Origin of the sequence: Leptotrichia sp. HMT-225 (genome assembly GCF_030644325.1) — a bacterium.
GTDB classification, from domain to species: domain Bacteria; phylum Fusobacteriota; class Fusobacteriia; order Fusobacteriales; family Leptotrichiaceae; genus Leptotrichia; species Leptotrichia massiliensis.
Map to the genome: position 1 here is coordinate 2,194,200 of NZ_CP130323.1, position 21,394 is coordinate 2,215,593.

Genomic DNA, 21,394 nt, shown 5'->3' on the forward strand with positions numbered 1-21,394 from the left:
TTAGTTATTTCAGTTCAGGCTGTTTCATATGCTGAATTTTTGGACTATTTACATCTAAAGTTTCGAATGTATATCCTGCTTTTCTATATCCATCAATAATTTGCTGTAATGCTTGAACAGTTGTTTTCTTAGCATTTGTATCGTGCATTAAGACATTTATGTCAGGATGTGTTGTACAAACACCATATTTAACTAATTTTTCTACAGGTACATTATTTCCAGAAGCATCTGTTGAATCACAGTTCCAATCAAAATATACATATCCTTCTTTTGTCATTCTATTAATTATAGCTGTTTTTAAAGCTTTTGATGCTTTTGCATTACTTGAACCACCAGGAAATCTTGTAATTTTTACATCTAGTCCAGTCGTTGATTTTACAGCATCTCTTATTTTATAAAGATCTTTAAAGAAACTTTCTTCGTTTGCATAAACTTCTTTATATTCGTGCGAATAAGTATGCAATCCAAGTACATGCCCGTGGTCAATTATTTTTTTGTAATCATTGTAATTTTTTCCAATTCCAATTATAAAGAATGTTGCCTTTATATTATTTTTTTTCAAAATTTCAAGTATTTGATCAGTATGTGCTGAAGGCCCATCATCAAATGTTAAATAAACTGTTTTTATTTTTTTATCAGCCTTAAGTTTTTCATATTGAGCTTTCATATCTGTATTTTTTTTCGTAAGCTCAGCAAGTTGTTCTGTTTTTTTATTTTTTTCTTCAATTAATTTTTTTATATTTGATTGTAAACCATTATGTTCCATAAATTTTCCAGTTGTTCCAAAAATTTGTATTCCTGAGTATAAAAATCCTGCCGTAGCAAGTAATATACCAATAATTGATAATACTTTTTTCATTTTTTTTACCTCTCATTTATTATTTTTTGTATTTATTTACTAATGCTTCCGTTTTTTTGTAAGTGTCTTCACTATGTTTGATACTATTATTAATAGCTTCCACTTCCTTTTCCAGTTTTTGTTTATTTTCCTTAAGTACAGGGATATCTTTTTCAAATTTTGCTTTTTTTCCAATTAAAATAAAATGTGAAAATGCCACCAGTAATGCTGAAATAATAAACAAAATAAATGCAATTTTTACTAATTTACTACTACTTTCCCCACTATGATCATTTCTATAATCATAAAGAAATTGTTGTTGTTTTGCCATTGTTCTCCTCTTTTCTATATTTAATTTTTTTATTTAATTAATCAGTTGATTCTTATGCTAAAATCATCAGATGTATAAAAAGTAAAAAGCCCTCTTAAAAAAGAGGGCCATAAAAGGGGGGGTTAATTGAGGTTTCAGATCTTTTAATCGATCTAAATATAGTATACACTATAACTATTAAATCCCGATTAAATCAAAATTGTTTTTTGATTAATTTATTTCTCTTTTTTAGTAAAATTTATATTATTTCTTTTTTTAACTAAAATTTTTATGAATTTACATTCTATCTACCGTCTTAATTCCAAGAAGACTAAGACCTTCCTTTAAAACAAATGCAGTTTTTTCTGATAATAAAATTCGTGCGTCCATAACTTTTTTATTTTTTTCCTTCAAAATAGAACTTGAATTATAGAAATTATTAAATAATTTTGCCATATCAAATAAGTAGTCAGCTATTATGTTTGGACGATAACTTTCATAGGATTTTACTACTGCCTGTGGGAATCTTAAAAGCTCTGTAGCTAATTCTCGTTCAATACCAGTCATGTCCTCTAAAATAATGTTTTCATTTTCTACATTAATATTTTCTTCCTTCAATTTTCTAAAAATCGACATAATCCGAACATAAGTATATTGCAGGTAAGGACCTGTATTTCCTTCAAAACTAAGAACCTTATCCCAAGTAAATGTTATATCAGAAGTTCTATTTTGGCTTAAATCAAAATATTTTATAGCTCCACTTCCAACAATTTCAGCAATATTTTCTTTCTCATCTTCAGGAATATTCGGATTTTTTTCATCAATTACCTTTTTAACTTGAGTTTTTGCTTCATCCAGTAAATCAACAAGTCTTATTATATTCCCACTTCTAGAAGAAAAAATCATCCCATCTCCAAATCTCATAATCCCGAATACAACGTGAGTCTTTTTATAATTATAAGGTTTTCCTAGCATTTCTCCAATCTCAAAAACCTGTTTAAAGTGATTTTGCTGTCTATCATCTGTCAAGTAAACTGCCTCATCCACATTTAGTTCATCTTTTCTAAATTTCATTGTAGCCAAATCAGAAGTTGTGTACAAGAAACTACCGTCTTTTTTCTGCACAATTGCAGGTGGCAACTTATCATTTTCAAAAAATACAACCAATGCTCCCTGATCTTCACGTGCAATGCCTTTTTCCTTTAATTTTTCTAATACAGATGGCATCATATCATTGTAAAATGATTCACCATAGTAATAATCAAAGTTTACATCGAGTCTATCATAAATTTTATTGTATTCCTTTAGTGAAATATCTATAAATTCCTTCCACAGTTCCTGATTATCTTCATCTCCAAGCTGTAATTTTTTCAGTTCTTCACGAGCTTCATCTTCCAAAGCAGGATTTTTTTTAGCTTCATCAGAAAACTGTACATAAATTCTTTCCAATTCACCAATTGGATCTTCTTCATAAGCCTTTTTGTCAAGCCAATTCTTATAAGCTACAATAAGTTTTCCAAACTGTGTGCCCCAATCACCTATATGATTGTCAGCAAGTGTATGAAATCCTAAAAATTGTAAAATTCTTTTTATAGAATCCCCAATAATCGTACTTCTCAAATGTCCAATGTGCATTCTTTTAGCAATATTGGGAGAAGAATAATCAATAATAACAGTTTTATCTGTATTTAAGAAGGAAAAATCATATTTCTCATTTTCCACTTTTTTAATCTCTTCATTTAAAAAGCTATTTTTCAAATAAATATTAATAAACCCTGGTCCTGCAATTTCCAACTTTTCAATAATATCATTTTCTTTAAAATTATCTACAAGCATATTTGCAATTTCTCGTCGATTTTTACCAATTAATTTTGAACTAACCATCGCAAAATTTGTTTGAAAATCCCCAAATTCTTTTTTTGTAGAATTCTGAATATCGACTTTTTCTGCATAATCAGCACCAAAAATATTATTTATATTTTCTGAAAACAATTTTTTTAATTTTATTGTTAATAATTCCATTATTTAAACATTTTATCCTTTCCTTTCACAAATTTACGTTAATTAACGGATAACGCATAATCCTTTTTTTATAAAAAACATTTCCTTGCTTATTATATAATAAATTTAATAAAATTTGAAGTGTTTATTTAATATTTATATATAAATTGTAACTACTATTTATTTTTCTTTTTTCGTATAGTAAAACTGCCTTAAAACTCAATTCAAAAGCTATTACCATTTTACTCAATACTAGATTTATATAATTTTTAGTAGCTCTATTTTAAAATGTTCTTTTGAAATCAAATAATTATTTTTACAATACTCTTTTTTTACTTTCCAAAACCCTATCCAAAATCACAATTGCCGTAGCCGCTTCCAATACAGGCACTACTCTTGGCACTATTATTGGATCATGTCTTCCTCTCACTTCCAAAATATCATTTTGCTCTGTTTCAAGATTCACAGTTTTTTGCGCTTTCTCGATTGAAGCTGTAGGTTTTATTGCTACTTTAAATGAAATTGGCATTCCAGTCGTTATTCCACCTATGATTCCACCGTTATTATTTGTAAATGATTTTATATTACCTTTTTCATCATAAAACATTTCATCATTTGCTTCGTACCCTGTCATTTCGGTAATTCCAAAGCCTGCTCCAAATTCTATTCCCTTTGTGGCTGGTACCGAGAAAATCATTCTAGAAAGCTCGCTTTCCATGGATTCAAAATATGGGTCTCCTATTCCCGCAGGAAGTCCTGTAACCATAACTTCCACAATTCCACCAAGTGAATCCTTTTCTTCCCTAGTTTTTTCTACAGCCTTCTCGATTTTTTCCACAATTTCCTCATTCAAGACAGGCAAAGTCATATTTCTCAATTTTTCAATATTTTCCTCTGTAATATCACTTTCCATAAAGTCCCTATCTTCAATATCCTTTACGGATTTGATATGAGCTGCAATTAAAATTCCCTGATTCTTTAAAACCTGCTTTGCAATTGCTCCAGCAAATACCAATGAAGCCGTTATTCTACCAGAAAAATGCCCACTTCCACGAATATCATTAAATCCGTTATATCTGTTTAATCCGCTCCAGTCTGCATGCCCTGGTCTTGGCTTTCTTTTTAATTCGCTGTAATCCTTTGAACGCTGATTTGAATTTCTAATAATCATCGCAAGTGGCGTTCCTGTAGTTTTTCCATCAAAAAATCCACTCAAAATCTCAAATTCATCCTTTTCCACTCTAGGTGTTGTCAATTTTGATCTTCCTGGCGCTCTCCTTCTCATTTCCTGCGAGATAAATTCCAAATCCAGTTCTGTCCCAACTGGAATTCCATCAATATTTACTCCTAATGCACTACCATGTGATTCACCAAAAATTGATATTTTATAGTTTTTTCCAAAATTTGCTGCCATTTTTTTCCTTTCTATTTTTCCAAATTTTTATTTATCATCATTTTTTACAACAAAATCTTTTCCATTTACCAAAACTGCCTCACTATTGCTTATTGGAAGCAAATTTAATTTATTTTCATAAATTTTTATAGTTTCTTTTGTACTTTCGACAAACGGAAATTCATTATTATGTGGCAAAATATAAAAATCTGTAATATTCATTGCTTCATAATTATCTAAATCAGGAGCAATTTCCTTATTATCCATTATCTGATTGTATTCTATATTTTTAGAAGTAATAATCGCTCCAGCCGATTCTCCTATATAAAACATTCCATTTGAAATTTTGTCTTTAATAGCATCTAAAATTTTTTTACGTTTTAGTTCCTGCAATAGATAAAATGTATTTCCACCTGATACATACAAAATTTTTGTATCCTTCAATATATTTTCTATTTTTTGTTTTTCTGTTTTTGAAATATCTAAAATATTTATTGAAAATCCCAATTCCAAAAATGCCTGCTTAGCTTCGTCTACATATCCTTTATAATCTTCAGTGTTTGAGGCAGTAGGAACAAACGTAATTTCTTTTTCTAATACATCTTTTAAAAACTCTTTCACTAAATTTTTTGTTCCTGCTAAATATGATGTCAAAAATAATTTACTCATATAAATTCCCTTTCCTAACAGTTTTAATTAAATTTTACATTCGCATATTCAATTAATTCTCTATTTCTATTTTAAAAAATTTCATTTTAAATTTTACCATTTTTAACTTATTTTTCTATTACGAATAATCTTTATCTTTCTAGAAAATTTTTTTAACAATCTTTCTCTATTTCTCCACCCATTTTCACAAAATCATCCCAGAAATGCGGATAAGATTTTCTAACACTTTCAGCCTCTTCCAAAATTATTTCCTTTTCACATCTTGTTGAAGCAATCGCAAGCGACATTGCAATTCTATGATCATTCCATGCATTTACTGTAACTCCACCTTTAAATCCTTCTACACCTTGAATAATCAAGCTATCCCCTTCCTCAGCTACATTCGCTCCAAGTTTATTCAGTTCAGTCTTTATCGAAGTTATTCTATCCGACTCCTTTATTCTAAGTCTTTCTCCATTAATAATCCTAGTTTCCCCTTCACTCAAGGCTCCTAATACTGTCAAAATTGGCCCAATATCAGGACATTGCGAAATATCAATTACTGTTCCTTTAGTTTTAGAAGGTCTCACAAGTACATAATTATCGAAAATCTCGATATCTGCTCCCATTCTTTCAACAATTTCTATTATTTCCCTGTCGCCTTGTAGCGAATTCTTATTCACATGCAGACATTTCACTTCATTATCCTTATTTGCAGAAATTATTCCAGCCACAATCCAGAATGCCACTTGCGAATAATCCCCCTCAACAGTATAATCAAATGGATTATAAATCTGATTTCCCCCTATATCAAAACTCTTATAGTCATTATTCACAATCTCAATTCCTGCCAGTTTCAATATTTCCAATGTCAAATCAACATACCCCTTTGACTCCAGATTCTTATTAATAGTCAGCTTTGAATCCCCGTCCAAGAGTGGCAAAGCATACAAAAGTCCAGTAATAAACTGTGAACTTATATTCCCGTCAATTTCATAATTTCCTGCCTTCAATTTTCCATTCACTGTAAGTGGCAATTTACCATTCTCATTTTTATAAAAAATTCCCTGTTTATCAAAAATCCTATAATACGAGTCAAGCGGTCTGTCCACCAGCTTCCCTTTTCCGTCGAAAATTAGTTCATTTTCATCTGTAATCCCAATCGGTATCAAAAACCTGATTGTAGACCCCGACTCATTACATTGTACATATTTATCTCTCGGAACAACTTTTCCGCCATTTCCGATAATTTCAAGAGAACTTTCCCCTCGATTGATTTCGGCTCCCCAGTTTTCCATAATATCCGTTGTTGTTGTAATGTCTACTGAAAACTTCAAATTGTTAATCTTCGATTTTTTCCCACCTTCAGCTAATGCCGCTGCAATTACTGCTCTGTGTGAATAGCTTTTTGATGGCGGGATTTCTATTGTACCCTTTAATATGCTTGATTTTATTTTTATTTTCATAATTTAATCCTCCTATTCTTCCTCAAGAATTTTGATAAATTCCTCTTTACTTGGCAAAACTGTTTTATATGTACTTGCAAAAATTTGCTCATTATCTTCTGGCAATGTGTATTCCACCAAAGACTGATTTTTTTCCTGACACAGTACTATTCCAATTGTTTTATTTTCATCATCTAATTTCATTTCTCTGTCATAATAATTTACATACATCTGCATTTGTCCTATATCCTGATGTTTTAATTTCCCAATTTTCAAGTCAATTAGGACAAAGCATTTTAAAAATCTGTTATAAAAAACTAAATCAATGTAAAAATGCTGTTCATCAAAAGATATTCGTTTCTGTCTACCTACAAATGTAAAGCCATTCCCAAGTTCCAATAAAAAATTTTCTAATTTACTTATTAATTTTTCTTCCAGTTCACTTTCTGAATAACTGGACTGTTCTGGTAATCCTATAAATTCAAGTATATAAGGATCCTTTATCAAATCCTGTGGCTTTTCTATAATCTGTCCTTTTTGCGAAAGTTCCAAAACTTTCTTCTTATCTCTACTTAAACTCAACCTCGTATACAACGCACTATCAAACTGTCTTTCTAGTTCTCTTAAACTCCAATTATTTTTAACAGCTTCAATTTCATAAAATTTCCTTTCATCAGGATTTGAAATTCTGCTTAATTTAATATAATGCGACCAGCTCAATTTAAATTCATCAGACAGTGTCTGATGAATTCCATTTTCCGAATAAACTACATAAAATTGTCGCATTTGTCGTAAATTTGTTACTGAAAATCCTTTTTTGTATTTTTCAGTTAATTTCTCAGATAATATCTCTAAAATTTTCTTTCCATATTCTGCTCTATTTTCACCTTTCTGCTCTTCCTCGACTATCATTCTTCCTATCTCAAAATACGTCAAAACCATCGTCTGATTAACAGTTGTAACAACTTTTTTCCTTGCATTTTCCAACAAATCAATTACATTTTTCACTATTTCCATATTTTCAATTTCTCTCTTTTTCATTATTTCTCCCCCTTTTATAAATCCCTTTTTTAATTCATCGGACACTATCTCCTAAATTTCCGAGAAAATGTCTCAAAAATCTCGCTTTCTAGTTAATTCTCCTTACTCATCTGTTCCTTTTTCTCAGCTCTTATAAAAGCAACTACAGATACAATCGCAACTAAAATTATCCAAGCCCAATCTGTATATATTTCATTACTTATTTTAAAAACTTCCATCCACGAATAAGATAAACCTTCTAGAAATGGTAATTTTTGCTCTTTTTTCAAATAATAAGCTACCAAAACTACATCAACAAAGTATACTGCAATCATGGAAAAAATTGTAATTACAGGAATTCCTTTTGTAATATCCCTCATTGGCAAAGCCTCATATTTTGGATTTAGTAAATTTTCATTTTTAGCATTTGCTCCAAATTTACTTTGACGTATAGGTTTGGCAATATTTTTACTTTCTGTCTCTGTCTTTTTAATTTTTATTCCAAATATCCAGCCAAAAAAAACTATAAAAAATATAATTATAGAAATTATTTTATATCCTAAAAAAATCATCGAAAATCCTAAGCAAATCATAACTGCAACAATAGAACTTAACCCTGCAAATAAAATTCCATTTAAATATCTCTTCATAAATAATCCCTTTCATCTAATTTTTATTCAGTTTTTCTATTAAAAAGACTAGCAGATTTTCACAGAAAATTTCCATTTCATTTCCAAAAGCTAAAATAATACTATTGTGTAAATCCTTTACAAATATCACTCCATCTGTTACACCAATTATATATTCTTCCCAGTTATATATTTCATCATCAAATGTAATATTTTCTTTTGAAATTTTTATTTTCTTTAAATTATCAAAATTCTCAATTTGCTTCTTGTCTGGGAAAAGACTGAAACTTAATTTATGTGATTTTCTAAATGGAAATTCCTCATTTCCACCATTTTCAATATTTTCTAATGCACTCGGATAATTCTGTTTTACAAAATCTTCTTTAAATAAATTAAAAGCATCTTTTTTATACCCGCCTGCATTAATTTTTTCCCACTTTCCTTCATTAGATTTGAAAAAAATGGCTGTAAATGTATTTCCCACCATGTATACTTCCTTTGAAAGAAAATATTGCAAATTTTTATAATAATTTTTTTCATTTTTTCCTACGCTAAAACCATCATCGTAAAAATAAATATTAGGATATTTCTTTTTATAATACGAAAACACAAAGAAATCTACTATCCCCAATATAATTAATAAAACTATAAAAATCATAACAGTAGAAATATAAAAATTTCTGCTAATCTCGACTGTAAATAATAAAACTATCCCTATATTCAACACTAATAACGAAATCAAAAATTTTGCTGAATTAAAAACTATTTTTAGCCAATTTGCTTTCTCAACTTTTTTGAAATTTTCCTGTAACATATTTTTTCACTCCTCTAATATTTCAAATTAAGTCAGATAGCGTCTGACCTTTTCAGTTCCTTTGCTTAACTATTTTCATTTTTACAACCTAAAATTTACTCAAAAATCTCCTTTTCCCCTATCTTTCTAATTTCAACTTCCCCAATTTCCTTCAGAATTACAAAATTAATTCCACCACTCGTACTTTTCTTATCTCTTTTCATAATTTCAGAAATCCTGTCTTTCGGATATTCAATCTCAGTCGGTAAATTCAATGCCTTCAACAATTTCTCAATTTTTAAAAATTCATTCTTTTTAGTAAATCCTTTTTTCTCTCCAATTTTTGTAATGTCTACCATTCCAGCAGAAATTGCTTCCCCATGTGAATATTTCTCATAATTTGTAAACTGCTCTATTGCATGTCCGATAGTATGTCCAAAATTCAATATCATTCTCAAATTACTTTCCTTCTCATCTTTTTCCACAACTTCCTTTTTTATCTCACATGAACGGTAAACAAGCTCATTCACATATTTCATCAGATGTTCACGCAATTTCTGTTTATAATTTTCATCATCATAGGAAACACCTGCTGTTTCCACTATTTCCATAAGTCTGTCAAAAAACTTCTTATCATAAATACATCCATATTTCACAATTTCCCCAAATCCATCGTAAAAATATCTGTCCGTCAATGTATTCAAAAAATAATTGTCAATTAAAACAAGCTTAGGCTGATGAAACGCCCCAACAAGATTTTTCCCTTCTGGTAAATCAACACCAACTTTTCCGCCAACACTGCTGTCAACTTGTGAAACAATCGTTGTCGGTATCTGTATAAATCCAATTCCACGCATATAACTGGCAGCCGCAAATCCTGCAATATCTCCAACAACACCGCCACCAAATGCAATAACCATATCCTTTCTTGTAAGCTCTGCATTTACCATTGCAGAATAAATTCCAGGCATTATTCCGATATGCTTATTCTTTTCTCCTGCTTCCAGCACATAAATTGTATAATCAAAACCTTTAAACATCTTCTCATACTGATTCCTGTAAATTTTATCCACATTAGAATCCGTAATTACAAATAATTTTTCCCCATTATAAATCTTTTTAATATACTTAGTAAATTTCTCAAAAAAATTCTTTCCAATTACAATATCATAAGAATTTTCCTCCAGTCCAACATTCAATATTTCCATAATTTTCTCCATCCTCTCTTCTGATAAATAATTATTAATCAAAATATGTAAATAAATTCTTAAAACGAATTATTTGTATATTAAAATATAGCAAAACCACCAAATTCAAACATTTAAAATGATTTTACTATATAAATTTTTATTTCAAATTATATCTTTTTTCAAGTTCCCTTTTTATATAAACCGACTGAAACTCTTCCTTTAGCATATCCAATATAATCACATCGTATGTTTTTCCCATAATTTCTAAGGCTTTTCGCAATCGCCCAACTTCCTTAAAACCAACTTTTTTGTATAGATTGTAAGCTGGTTCATTATATTCAAATACACTTAGCGATATATTTCTCAGATTTAAAAATGAAAAACCATAATCAAGTATTAACTTTAGAGCTTCAGTTCCGTAACCTTTTCTCTGATATTTGGGATTTCCAATGAGAACTCCCAACGCACCATTTCTGTTTATAATATCTAACGAATTAAATCCAATATTTCCCAAAAGCTCATCATTTTCAAGTAGTCTAACAGCAAACATTTTTTCTTTTTTTACTGAAATTAAAAATTCCTTTTCACTTTCAAAATCTATAATATTTGTATAGGAAAGATAACCCAAACCAACCGAAACTTTTATATCATTAACCATTTCAGCATATTCCTCAACATCATCAACAGAAATTGGAGAAAGATAAATGTTATCTCCTATCAATTTTTTCAAATACTTTTTCTCAGAATTATTTTCCATTTTATTCCTCCCAAATTAATCTCTCTTAATCAATTTTTTCCCGCCGTTTTGTTGAAATTATAAATTTTTCCTTTAAAGTTCCTAAATCATTGCTGTTTAAGGCTTCTTTTATTATATCTAGTTCCCGTTCAAACTGCTGTATCATTTTTAAAAGATTCTTTTTATTTCCCATAAAAAGTTCTGCCCACAAATCCTCGTTTATTTTCGCAATCCTTGTTAAATCCCGATAAGAATCCCCAATAAATCGATTTGTATCGTACTTTTCACTATCGCTATTTACAAGTGAAACTGCAATTACATGCGTAAGCTGGCTCGTAAACGCAATAATCTCATCATGTTCCTGTGCTGTAAGAAAACTGACTTTCTTAAAGCCCATCAGCTTAACAATTTCCGACAGCAGTTCTAGATTTTCTTTTTTATTTTTTTCATCCTTAATAATTATATAATTTGCATCTTTAAATACTCTATTGTCCGCAAAATCAATCCCGCGTTTCTCACGTCCCGCCATAGGATGTCCAAAAATAAAGTCAATATTTCTTCCACTCTTCTCAATAATTGGATCAATATCCTTAATAATTTTCTCTTTAATTCCAACAACATCAGTAATTATAGAGTTTTCCTTAAAATAATTAATATTATTTACAAAAAACGACTTCATCAAATTCGGATAAAGAGTAATTACCACAAAATCCGACTTTTCCAAAGGCTCTCTTGTTTCCAAAAAACCTTTATTTATAATATTTTTCTCTTCTGCCTTCTTTATTGTTTCCTCATCAATATCAATCCCATAAACAGTCTTAATGCCCATTTCCTTAAAACTCTGTGCAAAAGCTGCTCCAATTACTCCGAGTCCAACTATTGTTACTGTCAAATTTTCTATTTTTTTTAAAATTGTAAACACCCCTTTTTACAAATTTTCTTATAAACAGCTATTTCAATCTAAATACCACTATCAAAATTTTAATTATTCCACCAACTTTTATTTTGCTTTTCTAATTTTTTCATTTCCTCTGTTCTTCCTTGCGACTTATAAATTTCTATTAACATATTTCGCTCGTATGTTTTACCATCATTTGGATGCTTAAACGCCATAGAATTTTTATACGCCTTTTCAGCTTCAATAAAATTACCTTGTAAAAAATACATATCTCCTATTCTAATCCAATAATCCCGTGCATCAAATTTTTGTTTTTTATTAGATATTTTTTGTATTGCCAATTTATAATACTTTATGGCATTTTCATAATTTTGAGTTTTATAATCATACATTTGGGCTAATGAAGCATAATCAGGTTGATAGTCTTCTAATTCAATTAACTGTAAATAAGTTTTTTCTGCTAAATCATATTTTTTTAAACTTACATAAGAATACGCTAATATTCTTAAATCTCTAACATCACCTGTTTCCTTATAATTATTTTCATATTCTTGTAATTTTTGTTCACCAAAACTTTTATCCTTCTTCTGTCTTTCCAAAGTTTCTTGAGCTGGTTTATATTCTTTATCAGCAGCTTCTTTCAACAATTTATTTCCTTTTTCATCCTGTTTTATCCAAATATAAAATTCTCCCAAATCATTTAACGCTTTTACATCACCAGATTTTATTAATTCATTATACCGTTCAATAATTTTTTCTTCTAATTCTTTAGTTTTCTCTATATTTACTTTTAAAACTGAAAGCACTATTGAATCTCTCCAGTATCTATAGAATGAAATAATTTTTTCTTTTGTTTCTCTACTATTTCCTAAGTTATTATTTTCTTTTTCATATTTTAATAATAATTTCTCAGATTCTTCAAATTTTCTATTTCGAAAATAATAATCACTTAATTTTAATAGTGAATCCTTATCTCCTTTTTCAATTTGCTTTAAATACTGCTTTTCCTCTTTAGTATAAGTTTCTTTAGAAAAAGAATTAATTGAAGAAATTAAAATTAGTAATAATAGCCATTTTCTTTTCATTTTTTACAACCTTCTAATAAATTTACTTAAAACTTTTCCCCAACACATTTGCAATCTTCTCCACGTCCTGCATTAAATCGTTAAACACTTCAAATTTCAATGATTGAGGCCCATCTGACAATGCCTTGTCTGGCTCAGGATGTACTTCTACCATTAATCCGTCTGCTCCAGCGGCAATCCCTGCCATTGCAAGAGGTTTTACCATCCAGTATTTTCCAGTTGCATGAGCTGAATCTACAATTATTGGCAAATGTGTCAATTTTTTAATCATAGGTACTGCATTCAAGTCCAATACATTTCTGTACGCTGTTTCATAAGTTCTGATTCCTCTTTCACAAAGAACTACATTTTCATTTCCGCCAGCCAAAATGTATTCTGCCGACATTAACCATTCTTCAATTGTTGCACTCAATCCTCTTTTTAACAGTACTGGAATATTTGTTTTCCCAACTTCTTTCAGCAAATCAAAATTTTGCATATTTCTCGCACCTAACTGAATCATATCAAGATGTGGACCAAATTCATGCAATTGAGCAATTGACATAACTTCGCATATTATTGGAAGCCCTGTTTCTTCTTTTGCTTTTTTCATTAATTCAATACCTTCCATTCCTAATCCTTGAAAGGCATAAGGCGATGTTCTCGGTTTTACAACTCCACCTCTTAAAATATTTGCTCCAGCCGCTTTTACAGCTTTCGCTGTATCAATAATTTGTTTTTCATTCTCCACAGAACAAGGTCCTGCCATCATCACAAGGCTATTTCCGCCAATTTCCACATTTCCCACTTTTACAATAGTATCTTCTGGTTTAAATTTTCTACTTGCTCTCTTATAAGGCTCTTGCACTCTTTGTACATCCAGCACATAATCTAGCGCCTGAATATGCTTTATATCAATTGTGCTAATATCCCCAACTAATCCTAAAATTGAATATTCTTTGCCAGCAATTAATTTAACGCTTACATTATTTTCCGTTTCCAATCTGTTTATCAATTTTTCCAAGATTTTTTCACTTATTCCGCCATCTACTTTAATAATCATCATTTTTTCTCCTATTCCATTTTCATTACGTAAATTATAAAACGATTTCACTGTACAATATTAAATTAACCTACAACTACAGCTGTTCCGCTGCAAGTTACCATAAGCATTCCATTGTCTGCTCCTAATACTTCGTAATCCATTTTTACACCAATAATGGCATTTGAACCAAGATTTGCAGCCCTAGTTTTCATTTCCTCCAGAGCATTTTCTCTTGCCGCCAAAAGCTCATCTTCATAGCCTTTAGATCTTCCACCAAAAATATTTCTCAAACTTGCCCCCATATCTTTAAACATATTAATTCCTGAAATAACCTCTCCAAAAACGATTCCTTTATATTCCATAACTTTCTTATCCTGAATTTCATTTGTAGTTGTAATAATCATATTTTTACCTCTTTTCTAAATTTTTGTAAAAAAAAACTCTCTTAAAATAACTTTAGGAGAGGATAATATTTATACACAATATTTATTTCTACATTTTACGATACTTTAATAGTTTATTTACACAGTTAAAATTTATAAAATTTACTTAAATAAGTCAAAATTATAAAAATATTTTAAATTATCAAGCAATTATTATATTTTAAACCTCTACATCCAGCAATTATACTTAATTAATCTCAAATCTTATATTTTTTCAAAACTACTTAAAATCAATTAACTATAAAATCTCTATTCTTTTGTAAATCCTTCAAATCTTCAACACTACTACTTTTTTAAACTACTAAATTACCTTTTAAAATTTTTATTTTTCAATAAATTTAATCTCCTACTATCCTGCTATCCTACTAATTATCTCATATATCATAACAAATATTAAATATATTGTCAACCATTAAAATTATATTAACAGAAAAATCAAGTTAAATAAAAAACAGAGAATAAGTTATCCCTGTTTTCAATATTTTCAAAATTATAAGTTGTATTTTTTCTTAAATTTATCAACTCTTCCAGTTTCATCAACAAATTTAGATTTTCCAGTATAGAATGGGTGAGAAGTTGAACTTGTTGCAACTTTTATTACTGGATATTCTTGCCCTTCAAAAGTTGTTGTTTCTTTAGAAGTTTTAGTTGATTTTCCTAAGAATTTTTCTCCGTTACTTGTATCTTCAAATACTACAAATCCGTATGATGGATGTAAATCTTTTTTCATGTATCTATGCTCCTTTCTATTTATAACTATGATTATTTTCAATATTTCATATAATAATACCATATTTTTCTTTAATTTTCAAGTCTCCATATAGTAAAATTTAGATGAAATATATAAGATTCTATTTTTTTGTATTTTGAAAATATTTAAATACATTTCTTCAAAATTTTCTTTGCAATATCAAACTCTATATTTTCATCAGAATAATATACATCTTCTCCAAAAGCATTTTTAAATACAGTCTGTATCACAAGAGCCAATTCGTCAGTTTTAATATCTTTATTTATAAGCATTTTATTCCTAATTTGCTTAATTTCAAAATCGTATTCATCCTGTGGAGCAAAAGACAATAACTTGATTGGATCCCAAAAATCAATAATCTCTTTTATATTATTTTCAAGTTTTTTTATTTTATATATTTCCTCTTTTTTATTATACTTTTTGAATTTCACAATTAATCAACTCTCTTGTATTTTTCCCAAAATAACTCATCTATTTTAGTCTTTATCTCCATTATTTTACTAATTTCTGCCAAAACTTCCTTATTTTCTGGCAATATATCTTCATAAGGCAAACTTATCATTATACCATCCATTACTTTTTTACTCCCAAATTTTTCAAAAAATATATCAATCTCTCCATTATCAAATAAATATCTCCCTGCATACTTATCTTCCTCATATTCAAATTTAACATTTTTATTGTTTCTCTTAAGATATTTTCTTATTTTAGGAAGAACTGTCTTTATTTCATCTCCTACTTTTATACTTTCTCTATTGTTTAAATACAACTTTTCCATACAAAAAGTTAAAAATTGAGTTTCTGGTTTTGTAAGATTTTCAACAAAGTAACTTAATGAATAGTATATTTTCAATCCTTTATATATCAAATCTATTGATATTGTTATTTTATCATCGCTCAATTTCATTTCTACTTCTTCAGGTACAGAAAAAATTTTCATTATTTCCTTTAAAGATATTTTTTCTATCCCATTGATTCCATAAGTATTATTTAAAATATATTTTTGCTTTTCCATTAAAATTCTCTCCTATCAAACATTTTTTATTAATTATTTGTAAAAGTCTAAAACTTCTAATAAATACAATATTTTTATATTTTTATTTTTCTTACTTTTCTCTATCCTCTGCGAAAGAATCTTGACCTCCTATTATTTTTTTTCGGAATTTTATAACTTTTACTTTTATATTAACTAACTTTTTTCAATGAGAAAATTCCAAATCTTACTATTTCGACATCTCCGCCAATATTATTCCCCCAGCCACAGATACATTCAGCGAATTTATTTGACCCTTCAAGTGTATTTTTACAATTTTGTCGCAATGTTCCTTAACTTTTTTTCGCATTCCGTTTCCTTCACTTCCAAGTACAAGACACGTTTTTTCTGGATAATTTTCTTCATAATAATAATTCTGCCCATCAGCTTCTGCACCGTAAACTGTATATCCATATTTTTTTAATTTATCAATCGTATCAGAAATATTTGTGACTTTTACAATATCCACATGCTCAATCGCCCCTGTCGATGATTTTACAACTGTTTCCGTAACTTTCACACTGTTTCTGTCCTGAATAATAATCCCATCCACTCCAAAGCACTCCGCACTTCTTATAATCGCTCCAAAGTTTCTCGGATCTTGAACCTGATCCAGCACAACTACTCTTGACTTTTCTTTTCTCAAAAGCTTTTCCAAAAACGCAGAAAAATCAACATAATAATCAAATTCCGAAACAAGTGCCACTACCCCCTGTGAATTTTCAGTCCGTCTATCAGTATAAAAAATCTTTATATTCCTTCTACTTGCCAAATTCAATATTTCCTTGATTGTTTCCTTCTTTATCTTCTTATAAACCTCCAGCTTCTCAATATTTTTATCCGATTTCAACACTTCAATCACTGGATTTATTCCTATTATCTTCTCCATTCTTTTTTCTCTCTTTCTATTATCTATTAAAAATTTTTTTCTAGTATCAATTTATAGTTATTAAATTTTTTATTTTCAGATTATTTTGATTAATAACTGTTTTTTCAATTATTCTTATATTTTTTCTAAATCAAGGAAAATCAATCGCCATTTCTCTTCATTTCGCAATAACGGTTATTTTGATATATTCAAATAATACATAATAGCAAAGGTGCTATGCATTATCCCTGGCTTGTCTAAGCATTTTTTGACATAAAAACCATTAATCAAAACAACCTTAAATTAGAAAATATAATTTTTCTCTTTTATACTATTTTCCATTTAAATAGTGGAAATCAAAAAAATCAGCTATTTTTATACGATTGTTATATAATCTATGTAATTGTTAAAATATCTTTTAATTAAATTTTATCATTAAGTATCCATCTTAAGGATTTTTATAATTTTATTTATAAGTTATGATTAACAATAGTTTTTTTATTCAATTTTTTTTTAACGTAAGGGCATCAGACGCCATGCCCTTACAACCCCGCTTTACGCAAATCTTTCTTATAAAGGAAAAATAAAACTCGCGTAAAACTACGCTCAGACAGTTATTTTTCCTTTAACGAAATTTTGCTTATTTAATATTTTCCAAATTTAAAAACTTGAATATATATAGAATGTCGTGATTTTTTGGAATGAAAACGACTGTCTGAGCGTCAGCGAGTTTCGTTTTTATTTCAAAAAAATGCTTAGACGAGCCAGGGTTGCAAGGGAAATGGCGACTGATTTCCCTTGCTTATATAAAAAGAAAAAAACATAGAATTATAAAAAAATATTTATTAACAATAAGCAATTTTTCAAAATCTAAATAAAATCCTTAAGATAGATACTTAAAAATTAGATTTGATTTTTTTAACAAGACTATCAAATTAATTATTATTGAATTTTATCTCTATTTTTTAAATAGGTTTTAGCATTAAATATATTTTATACCAATTTAACCTTAAAATCAAATAAAAATATTTACCAATTTAATTAATATTAAAAAGGAATGTTCTTATAAAAAATTATAAAAAACACTCCTTTAAATTATATTAATTTTTATTATTTAAATTATAGCCAGTCACTTCTATACATTCTGTATTCAATTTCAGGGAAGATATTATCTCTGCTTTCAATTTCACTTATCCAGCCTTCATCCAATCTTCCGTTTTTGAAGTCTTCATAAATTTTAAATAATCTGTGAACGTGATCGCTTATTTTCTTGTGAGCATAACCAACCATTGTTCCAGTATACATTATAAATTCCCAGCATGAAGTTTGTGCCATTAATAATTCTCTTGCAGCCTGATTTAATGCTCTGTATTCTAATTCGTTGTATGGTTCTCTTCCGTTTGCCAGTTCTATCATTTTTTGTGCGGCTTTATGTAAATGTCTGTAGGCATAATCATTTGAGCCGTCTATCCAAACATCATAATAACCGTTTGCTCCCCAGCTTGACATGCTTACATCAACTATTTGATTTGTCGGATATTGCTCTAAATATTTGTATGGTGTTATTGTAGAAAAATTAGATTCCGCTGTGGCTCTGAATACCCATTCTAGGAATATTGGCCCTTCATACCACCAGTGTCCGTATAATTCGGCATCATAAGGCGATACTACAATTGGTTTTCTATATTTCATTTTTGAAGCCAGAAACTCAATTTGTTTTGAACGGTTGAATACAAAGTTGTAGGCGTGCTCTTTGGCTCTGGCCGCTGCCGCTTCTGGATTGTAAACTGCTTTATAAGTTCCTTTTTTATCAGTTATTGCATGGTATTTTACTCCGATGTTTCTTCGTACTCCGTCACTGTGTAAATATGGCTCTACAAGTTCATAGTCAAGTTCATACCCAGCATCCTTGTGAAATTCACGGTAAAGTCCGTCTCCTGGATAACCTGATTCAGAACTCCAAACTTGTTCGGATGATTCCAAATCTCTGGCAAATGCAGCTACATAGTTTTTTGTATAAACTGGCGAGTAGATACCATAAACTGGACGTGGATCACTGTGCATAATCCCATGTGCATCAACTAGGAAATATCTTATTCCATGTTTTTCCAAAAATTTATCCTGTCCTGGATAATAAGCACACTCTGCTAGCCAAATTCCTTTTGGCTCTCTTCCAAAATTTTTGATGTAATCTTTTTTAGCCATAAAAACTTGAGCATTAACTGCTTCTGGATAATCTTTCATAACTGGTAAAAATCCATGTGTCGCAGTAACTGGAATGATTTCCAAATTGCCCTGATCTTGGAATTTTCTGAAGGCCCCAACCAAATCTCTATTGTATTTTTCTTCAAATACTCGTTTTGCCCTTGTATTAAACCATAAATTATGTTTTGCAACATTTAGCATATCAGGATATGGACTAAGTCTTTCCACTTCTTTCTCGCAAAATTCAATCAATTTGTCTATGTGACGAACGTATCTTTCCCTTAATAAACTGTCGTTCATCATATTAACAAGTGTCCCAGACATTGTAATGGTCATATTCCAAGGAATATTATCCCTTGTCAAATTTTCAAACATTTCTAGTAGAGGAACATATGTTTCTGTAATTGCTTCGTATAACCAATCTTCTTCTAAAAATTCTTTATATTCTGGGTGTCTTACATAAGGTAAATGTGCATGCAAAACAAGACTCAAATATCCATTCATAATTTTTCCTCCATACTTTATAAATTTTTATATATTATATTTATACCATATTTTCGCAGAAATTCAAAATTTTTTTATAGAAAGTTTACTGAAATTTTAAACTTTCTTTTTTTATTATAACCTGACATTTCACATTTTAATTTTTAACCTTGTAACAAAATTTTCTCATATCAATCTATTTTATTTCATTAGCAACATAATTTTAAAATTACAAAAAAACTGCCAGCTAAATTCAACTGGCAGGCAAAAGGTGAAGACAATAAGACAAGAATTCAACTGCTATTTTTGACTGCTAAAAATCAAAAACAATATGATTATAACTGTCAAAACAGTCAAATCCCAATTTGCCATTATTACCACCCCCTGTTCAAGAAAGTGTAATCAAGGTTGCGTTCCTTGACAGACAATTATATCACAAAAAAAGCCCTATTCAATAAAGAATAAAGCCTTTTTCTCGCATTTTTAATTTTACACTAACCTGAACAGGTTTTTTATTCAAAGTTACTATATCATTTTTTCTAAAAAAATTCAATCCCAAAATTTTCAAAAAACAAAAAAAACTTATTTAATTAAAGTTTTCTTATATTATAAATTTTTTTAACAAAAAACTTTTAATTTCCCACTAATAAACTCGATTGTTACATCTATATTTTCCCCTTCTTCTCCATCAATGCTCACGTCAATTTCTTCAGTAACTTTTTTTATTTTGCATTTTTTGGCTTGTAAAGTTCGGATATAATCATTGTTTGTTAGGTTGCTGTTCATTAAGTCTATTAGGATTTTTGGAATATCCAGCGGGTTATCAATGTTTTTTACGATTAGAATATCCATAAATCCATCATTCATACTGGCTTCATCAATTACATTTTCAAATCCACCGACACTTTTTCCATTCAAAATTGTATATAAAATAGCCTTTTCCTTAATAGTCTCATTCCCATCCAGCACAATATCCAAGTCAAAAGTCTTTATATTTGTAAGTTCTCCAAGTCCATTTATGTAATAGGCAATTTTTCCAAATGTTTTTTTCAACGTTTTGTCTGTATTGTAGGAAATTTTGGTAAATAGTCCGCCAGCATACGAAGATAAGAATACCGTTTTTCCATTGATTAATCCAAAATCAATGTTTTTGGCAGTTTTATCTGTAATTTTTTCTATCCAGTTCCCAATGTTTTCTTCGATTTTCAATGCTTTTGCAAAATCATTTGATGTTCCTGTCGGAAATATTGCAACTTCTGGAAATTCAATATTTTTAGAATAAAGTTCGCTTAAACAACGGCTTAATGTTCCATCTCCACCTGATAAAATCAAAATATCATATTTTTCATTTTTTAAAATTTCTGTAAACAGGTCATAATCCTTATTTATACTATAAAGTGTCAATGTAATCCCTTTTTCCAGCAGTTTTGTCGTGATTAAATCAAAATTGCTTAAAATCATATTGGCATTTCCAGATTTTGGATTGTAAACCAAAATAGCCTTTTTTAGTTTTTCCATATTTCCTCCTATTTTTTATATTCTTGTCACATAGATATATTATTTCACATCACTTTTTTTATAATTTTTTACAACAAATTAAG

General features: G+C 29.1%; 21 protein-coding genes. All 21 read right to left on the minus strand.

Annotated elements, in window-relative coordinates; all coding sequences use genetic code 11:
• Positions 1-4: 4 nt before the first annotated feature.
• Complete coding sequence (locus tag QU666_RS10555) at positions 5-859, minus strand: polysaccharide deacetylase family protein (protein WP_021769019.1); 855 nt, start codon at positions 857-859, stop codon at positions 5-7.
• Positions 860-878: 19 nt separating this feature from the next.
• Positions 879-1,169, minus strand: a complete 291-nt coding sequence (locus tag QU666_RS10560; RefSeq protein ID WP_021769018.1) for a hypothetical protein — start codon at positions 1,167-1,169, stop codon at positions 879-881.
• A gap of 276 nt (positions 1,170-1,445) precedes the next feature.
• Entirely contained in the window at positions 1,446-3,170 is a 1,725-nt protein-coding gene (argS, locus tag QU666_RS10565) for an arginine--tRNA ligase (RefSeq protein WP_021769017.1), read from the minus strand.
• A gap of 295 nt (positions 3,171-3,465) precedes the next feature.
• Complete coding sequence (gene aroC / locus QU666_RS10570; protein ID WP_021769016.1) at positions 3,466-4,563, minus strand: chorismate synthase; 1,098 nt, start codon at positions 4,561-4,563, stop codon at positions 3,466-3,468.
• Positions 4,564-4,590: 27 nt separating this feature from the next.
• Positions 4,591-5,211, minus strand: coding sequence for a Type 1 glutamine amidotransferase-like domain-containing protein (locus tag QU666_RS10575; protein ID WP_021769015.1), 621 nt, complete (start codon positions 5,209-5,211; stop codon positions 4,591-4,593).
• Between the two features lie 152 nt (positions 5,212-5,363).
• Complete coding sequence (gene aroA, locus QU666_RS10580; protein WP_021769014.1) at positions 5,364-6,656, minus strand: 3-phosphoshikimate 1-carboxyvinyltransferase; 1,293 nt, start codon at positions 6,654-6,656, stop codon at positions 5,364-5,366.
• 12 nt (positions 6,657-6,668) lie between these two features.
• Positions 6,669-7,676, minus strand: coding sequence for a YhcG family protein (locus tag QU666_RS10585; protein WP_036070611.1), 1,008 nt, complete (start codon positions 7,674-7,676; stop codon positions 6,669-6,671).
• 92 nt (positions 7,677-7,768) lie between these two features.
• On the minus strand, positions 7,769-8,305 hold the full coding sequence (locus QU666_RS10590) for a hypothetical protein (RefSeq protein ID WP_021769012.1): 537 nt from the start codon (positions 8,303-8,305) through the stop codon (positions 7,769-7,771).
• A 16-nt stretch (positions 8,306-8,321) separates the two neighbouring features.
• The gene (locus QU666_RS10595; RefSeq protein ID WP_021769011.1) at positions 8,322-9,098 is read right to left on the minus strand and encodes a hypothetical protein; all 777 of its coding nucleotides are present in this window, start codon (positions 9,096-9,098) and stop codon (positions 8,322-8,324) included.
• Between the two features lie 95 nt (positions 9,099-9,193).
• Positions 9,194-10,285 (minus strand): 3-dehydroquinate synthase, encoded by a 1,092-nt coding sequence (aroB, locus tag QU666_RS10600; protein ID WP_036070593.1) that lies wholly within the window; start codon positions 10,283-10,285, stop codon positions 9,194-9,196.
• Between the two features lie 139 nt (positions 10,286-10,424).
• On the minus strand, positions 10,425-11,024 hold the full coding sequence (locus QU666_RS10605) for a GNAT family N-acetyltransferase (protein ID WP_021769009.1): 600 nt from the start codon (positions 11,022-11,024) through the stop codon (positions 10,425-10,427).
• 25 nt (positions 11,025-11,049) lie between these two features.
• Positions 11,050-11,925: a prephenate dehydrogenase gene (locus QU666_RS10610; RefSeq protein ID WP_021769008.1), complete on the minus strand. Its 876-nt coding sequence runs from the start codon at positions 11,923-11,925 to the stop codon at positions 11,050-11,052.
• A gap of 59 nt (positions 11,926-11,984) precedes the next feature.
• Complete coding sequence (locus tag QU666_RS10615) at positions 11,985-12,986, minus strand: M48 family metallopeptidase (protein ID WP_021769007.1); 1,002 nt, start codon at positions 12,984-12,986, stop codon at positions 11,985-11,987.
• Positions 12,987-13,008: 22 nt separating this feature from the next.
• Entirely contained in the window at positions 13,009-14,028 is a 1,020-nt protein-coding gene (gene aroF / locus QU666_RS10620) for a 3-deoxy-7-phosphoheptulonate synthase (protein ID WP_036070590.1), read from the minus strand.
• A gap of 65 nt (positions 14,029-14,093) precedes the next feature.
• Positions 14,094-14,414, minus strand: coding sequence for a putative heavy metal-binding protein (locus QU666_RS10625; RefSeq protein ID WP_021769005.1), 321 nt, complete (start codon positions 14,412-14,414; stop codon positions 14,094-14,096).
• 529 nt (positions 14,415-14,943) lie between these two features.
• Positions 14,944-15,183: a type B 50S ribosomal protein L31 gene (locus QU666_RS10630; protein WP_006806019.1), complete on the minus strand. Its 240-nt coding sequence runs from the start codon at positions 15,181-15,183 to the stop codon at positions 14,944-14,946.
• A gap of 146 nt (positions 15,184-15,329) precedes the next feature.
• Positions 15,330-15,635 (minus strand): DUF1871 family protein, encoded by a 306-nt coding sequence (locus QU666_RS10635; protein WP_021769003.1) that lies wholly within the window; start codon positions 15,633-15,635, stop codon positions 15,330-15,332.
• A gap of 2 nt (positions 15,636-15,637) precedes the next feature.
• On the minus strand, positions 15,638-16,219 hold the full coding sequence (locus QU666_RS10640; RefSeq protein WP_021769002.1) for a hypothetical protein: 582 nt from the start codon (positions 16,217-16,219) through the stop codon (positions 15,638-15,640).
• Positions 16,220-16,427: 208 nt separating this feature from the next.
• Entirely contained in the window at positions 16,428-17,126 is a 699-nt protein-coding gene (rlmB, locus tag QU666_RS10645) for a 23S rRNA (guanosine(2251)-2'-O)-methyltransferase RlmB (RefSeq protein ID WP_021769001.1), read from the minus strand.
• A gap of 1,098 nt (positions 17,127-18,224) precedes the next feature.
• A complete protein-coding gene (locus QU666_RS10650) occupies positions 18,225-19,814 on the minus strand; it encodes a glycoside hydrolase family 57 protein (protein WP_021768999.1) in 1,590 nt (529 codons plus the stop codon).
• A 597-nt stretch (positions 19,815-20,411) separates the two neighbouring features.
• On the minus strand, positions 20,412-21,311 hold the full coding sequence (locus QU666_RS10655) for a diacylglycerol kinase family protein (RefSeq protein WP_021768998.1): 900 nt from the start codon (positions 21,309-21,311) through the stop codon (positions 20,412-20,414).
• Between the last annotated feature and the right edge of the window lie 83 nt (positions 21,312-21,394).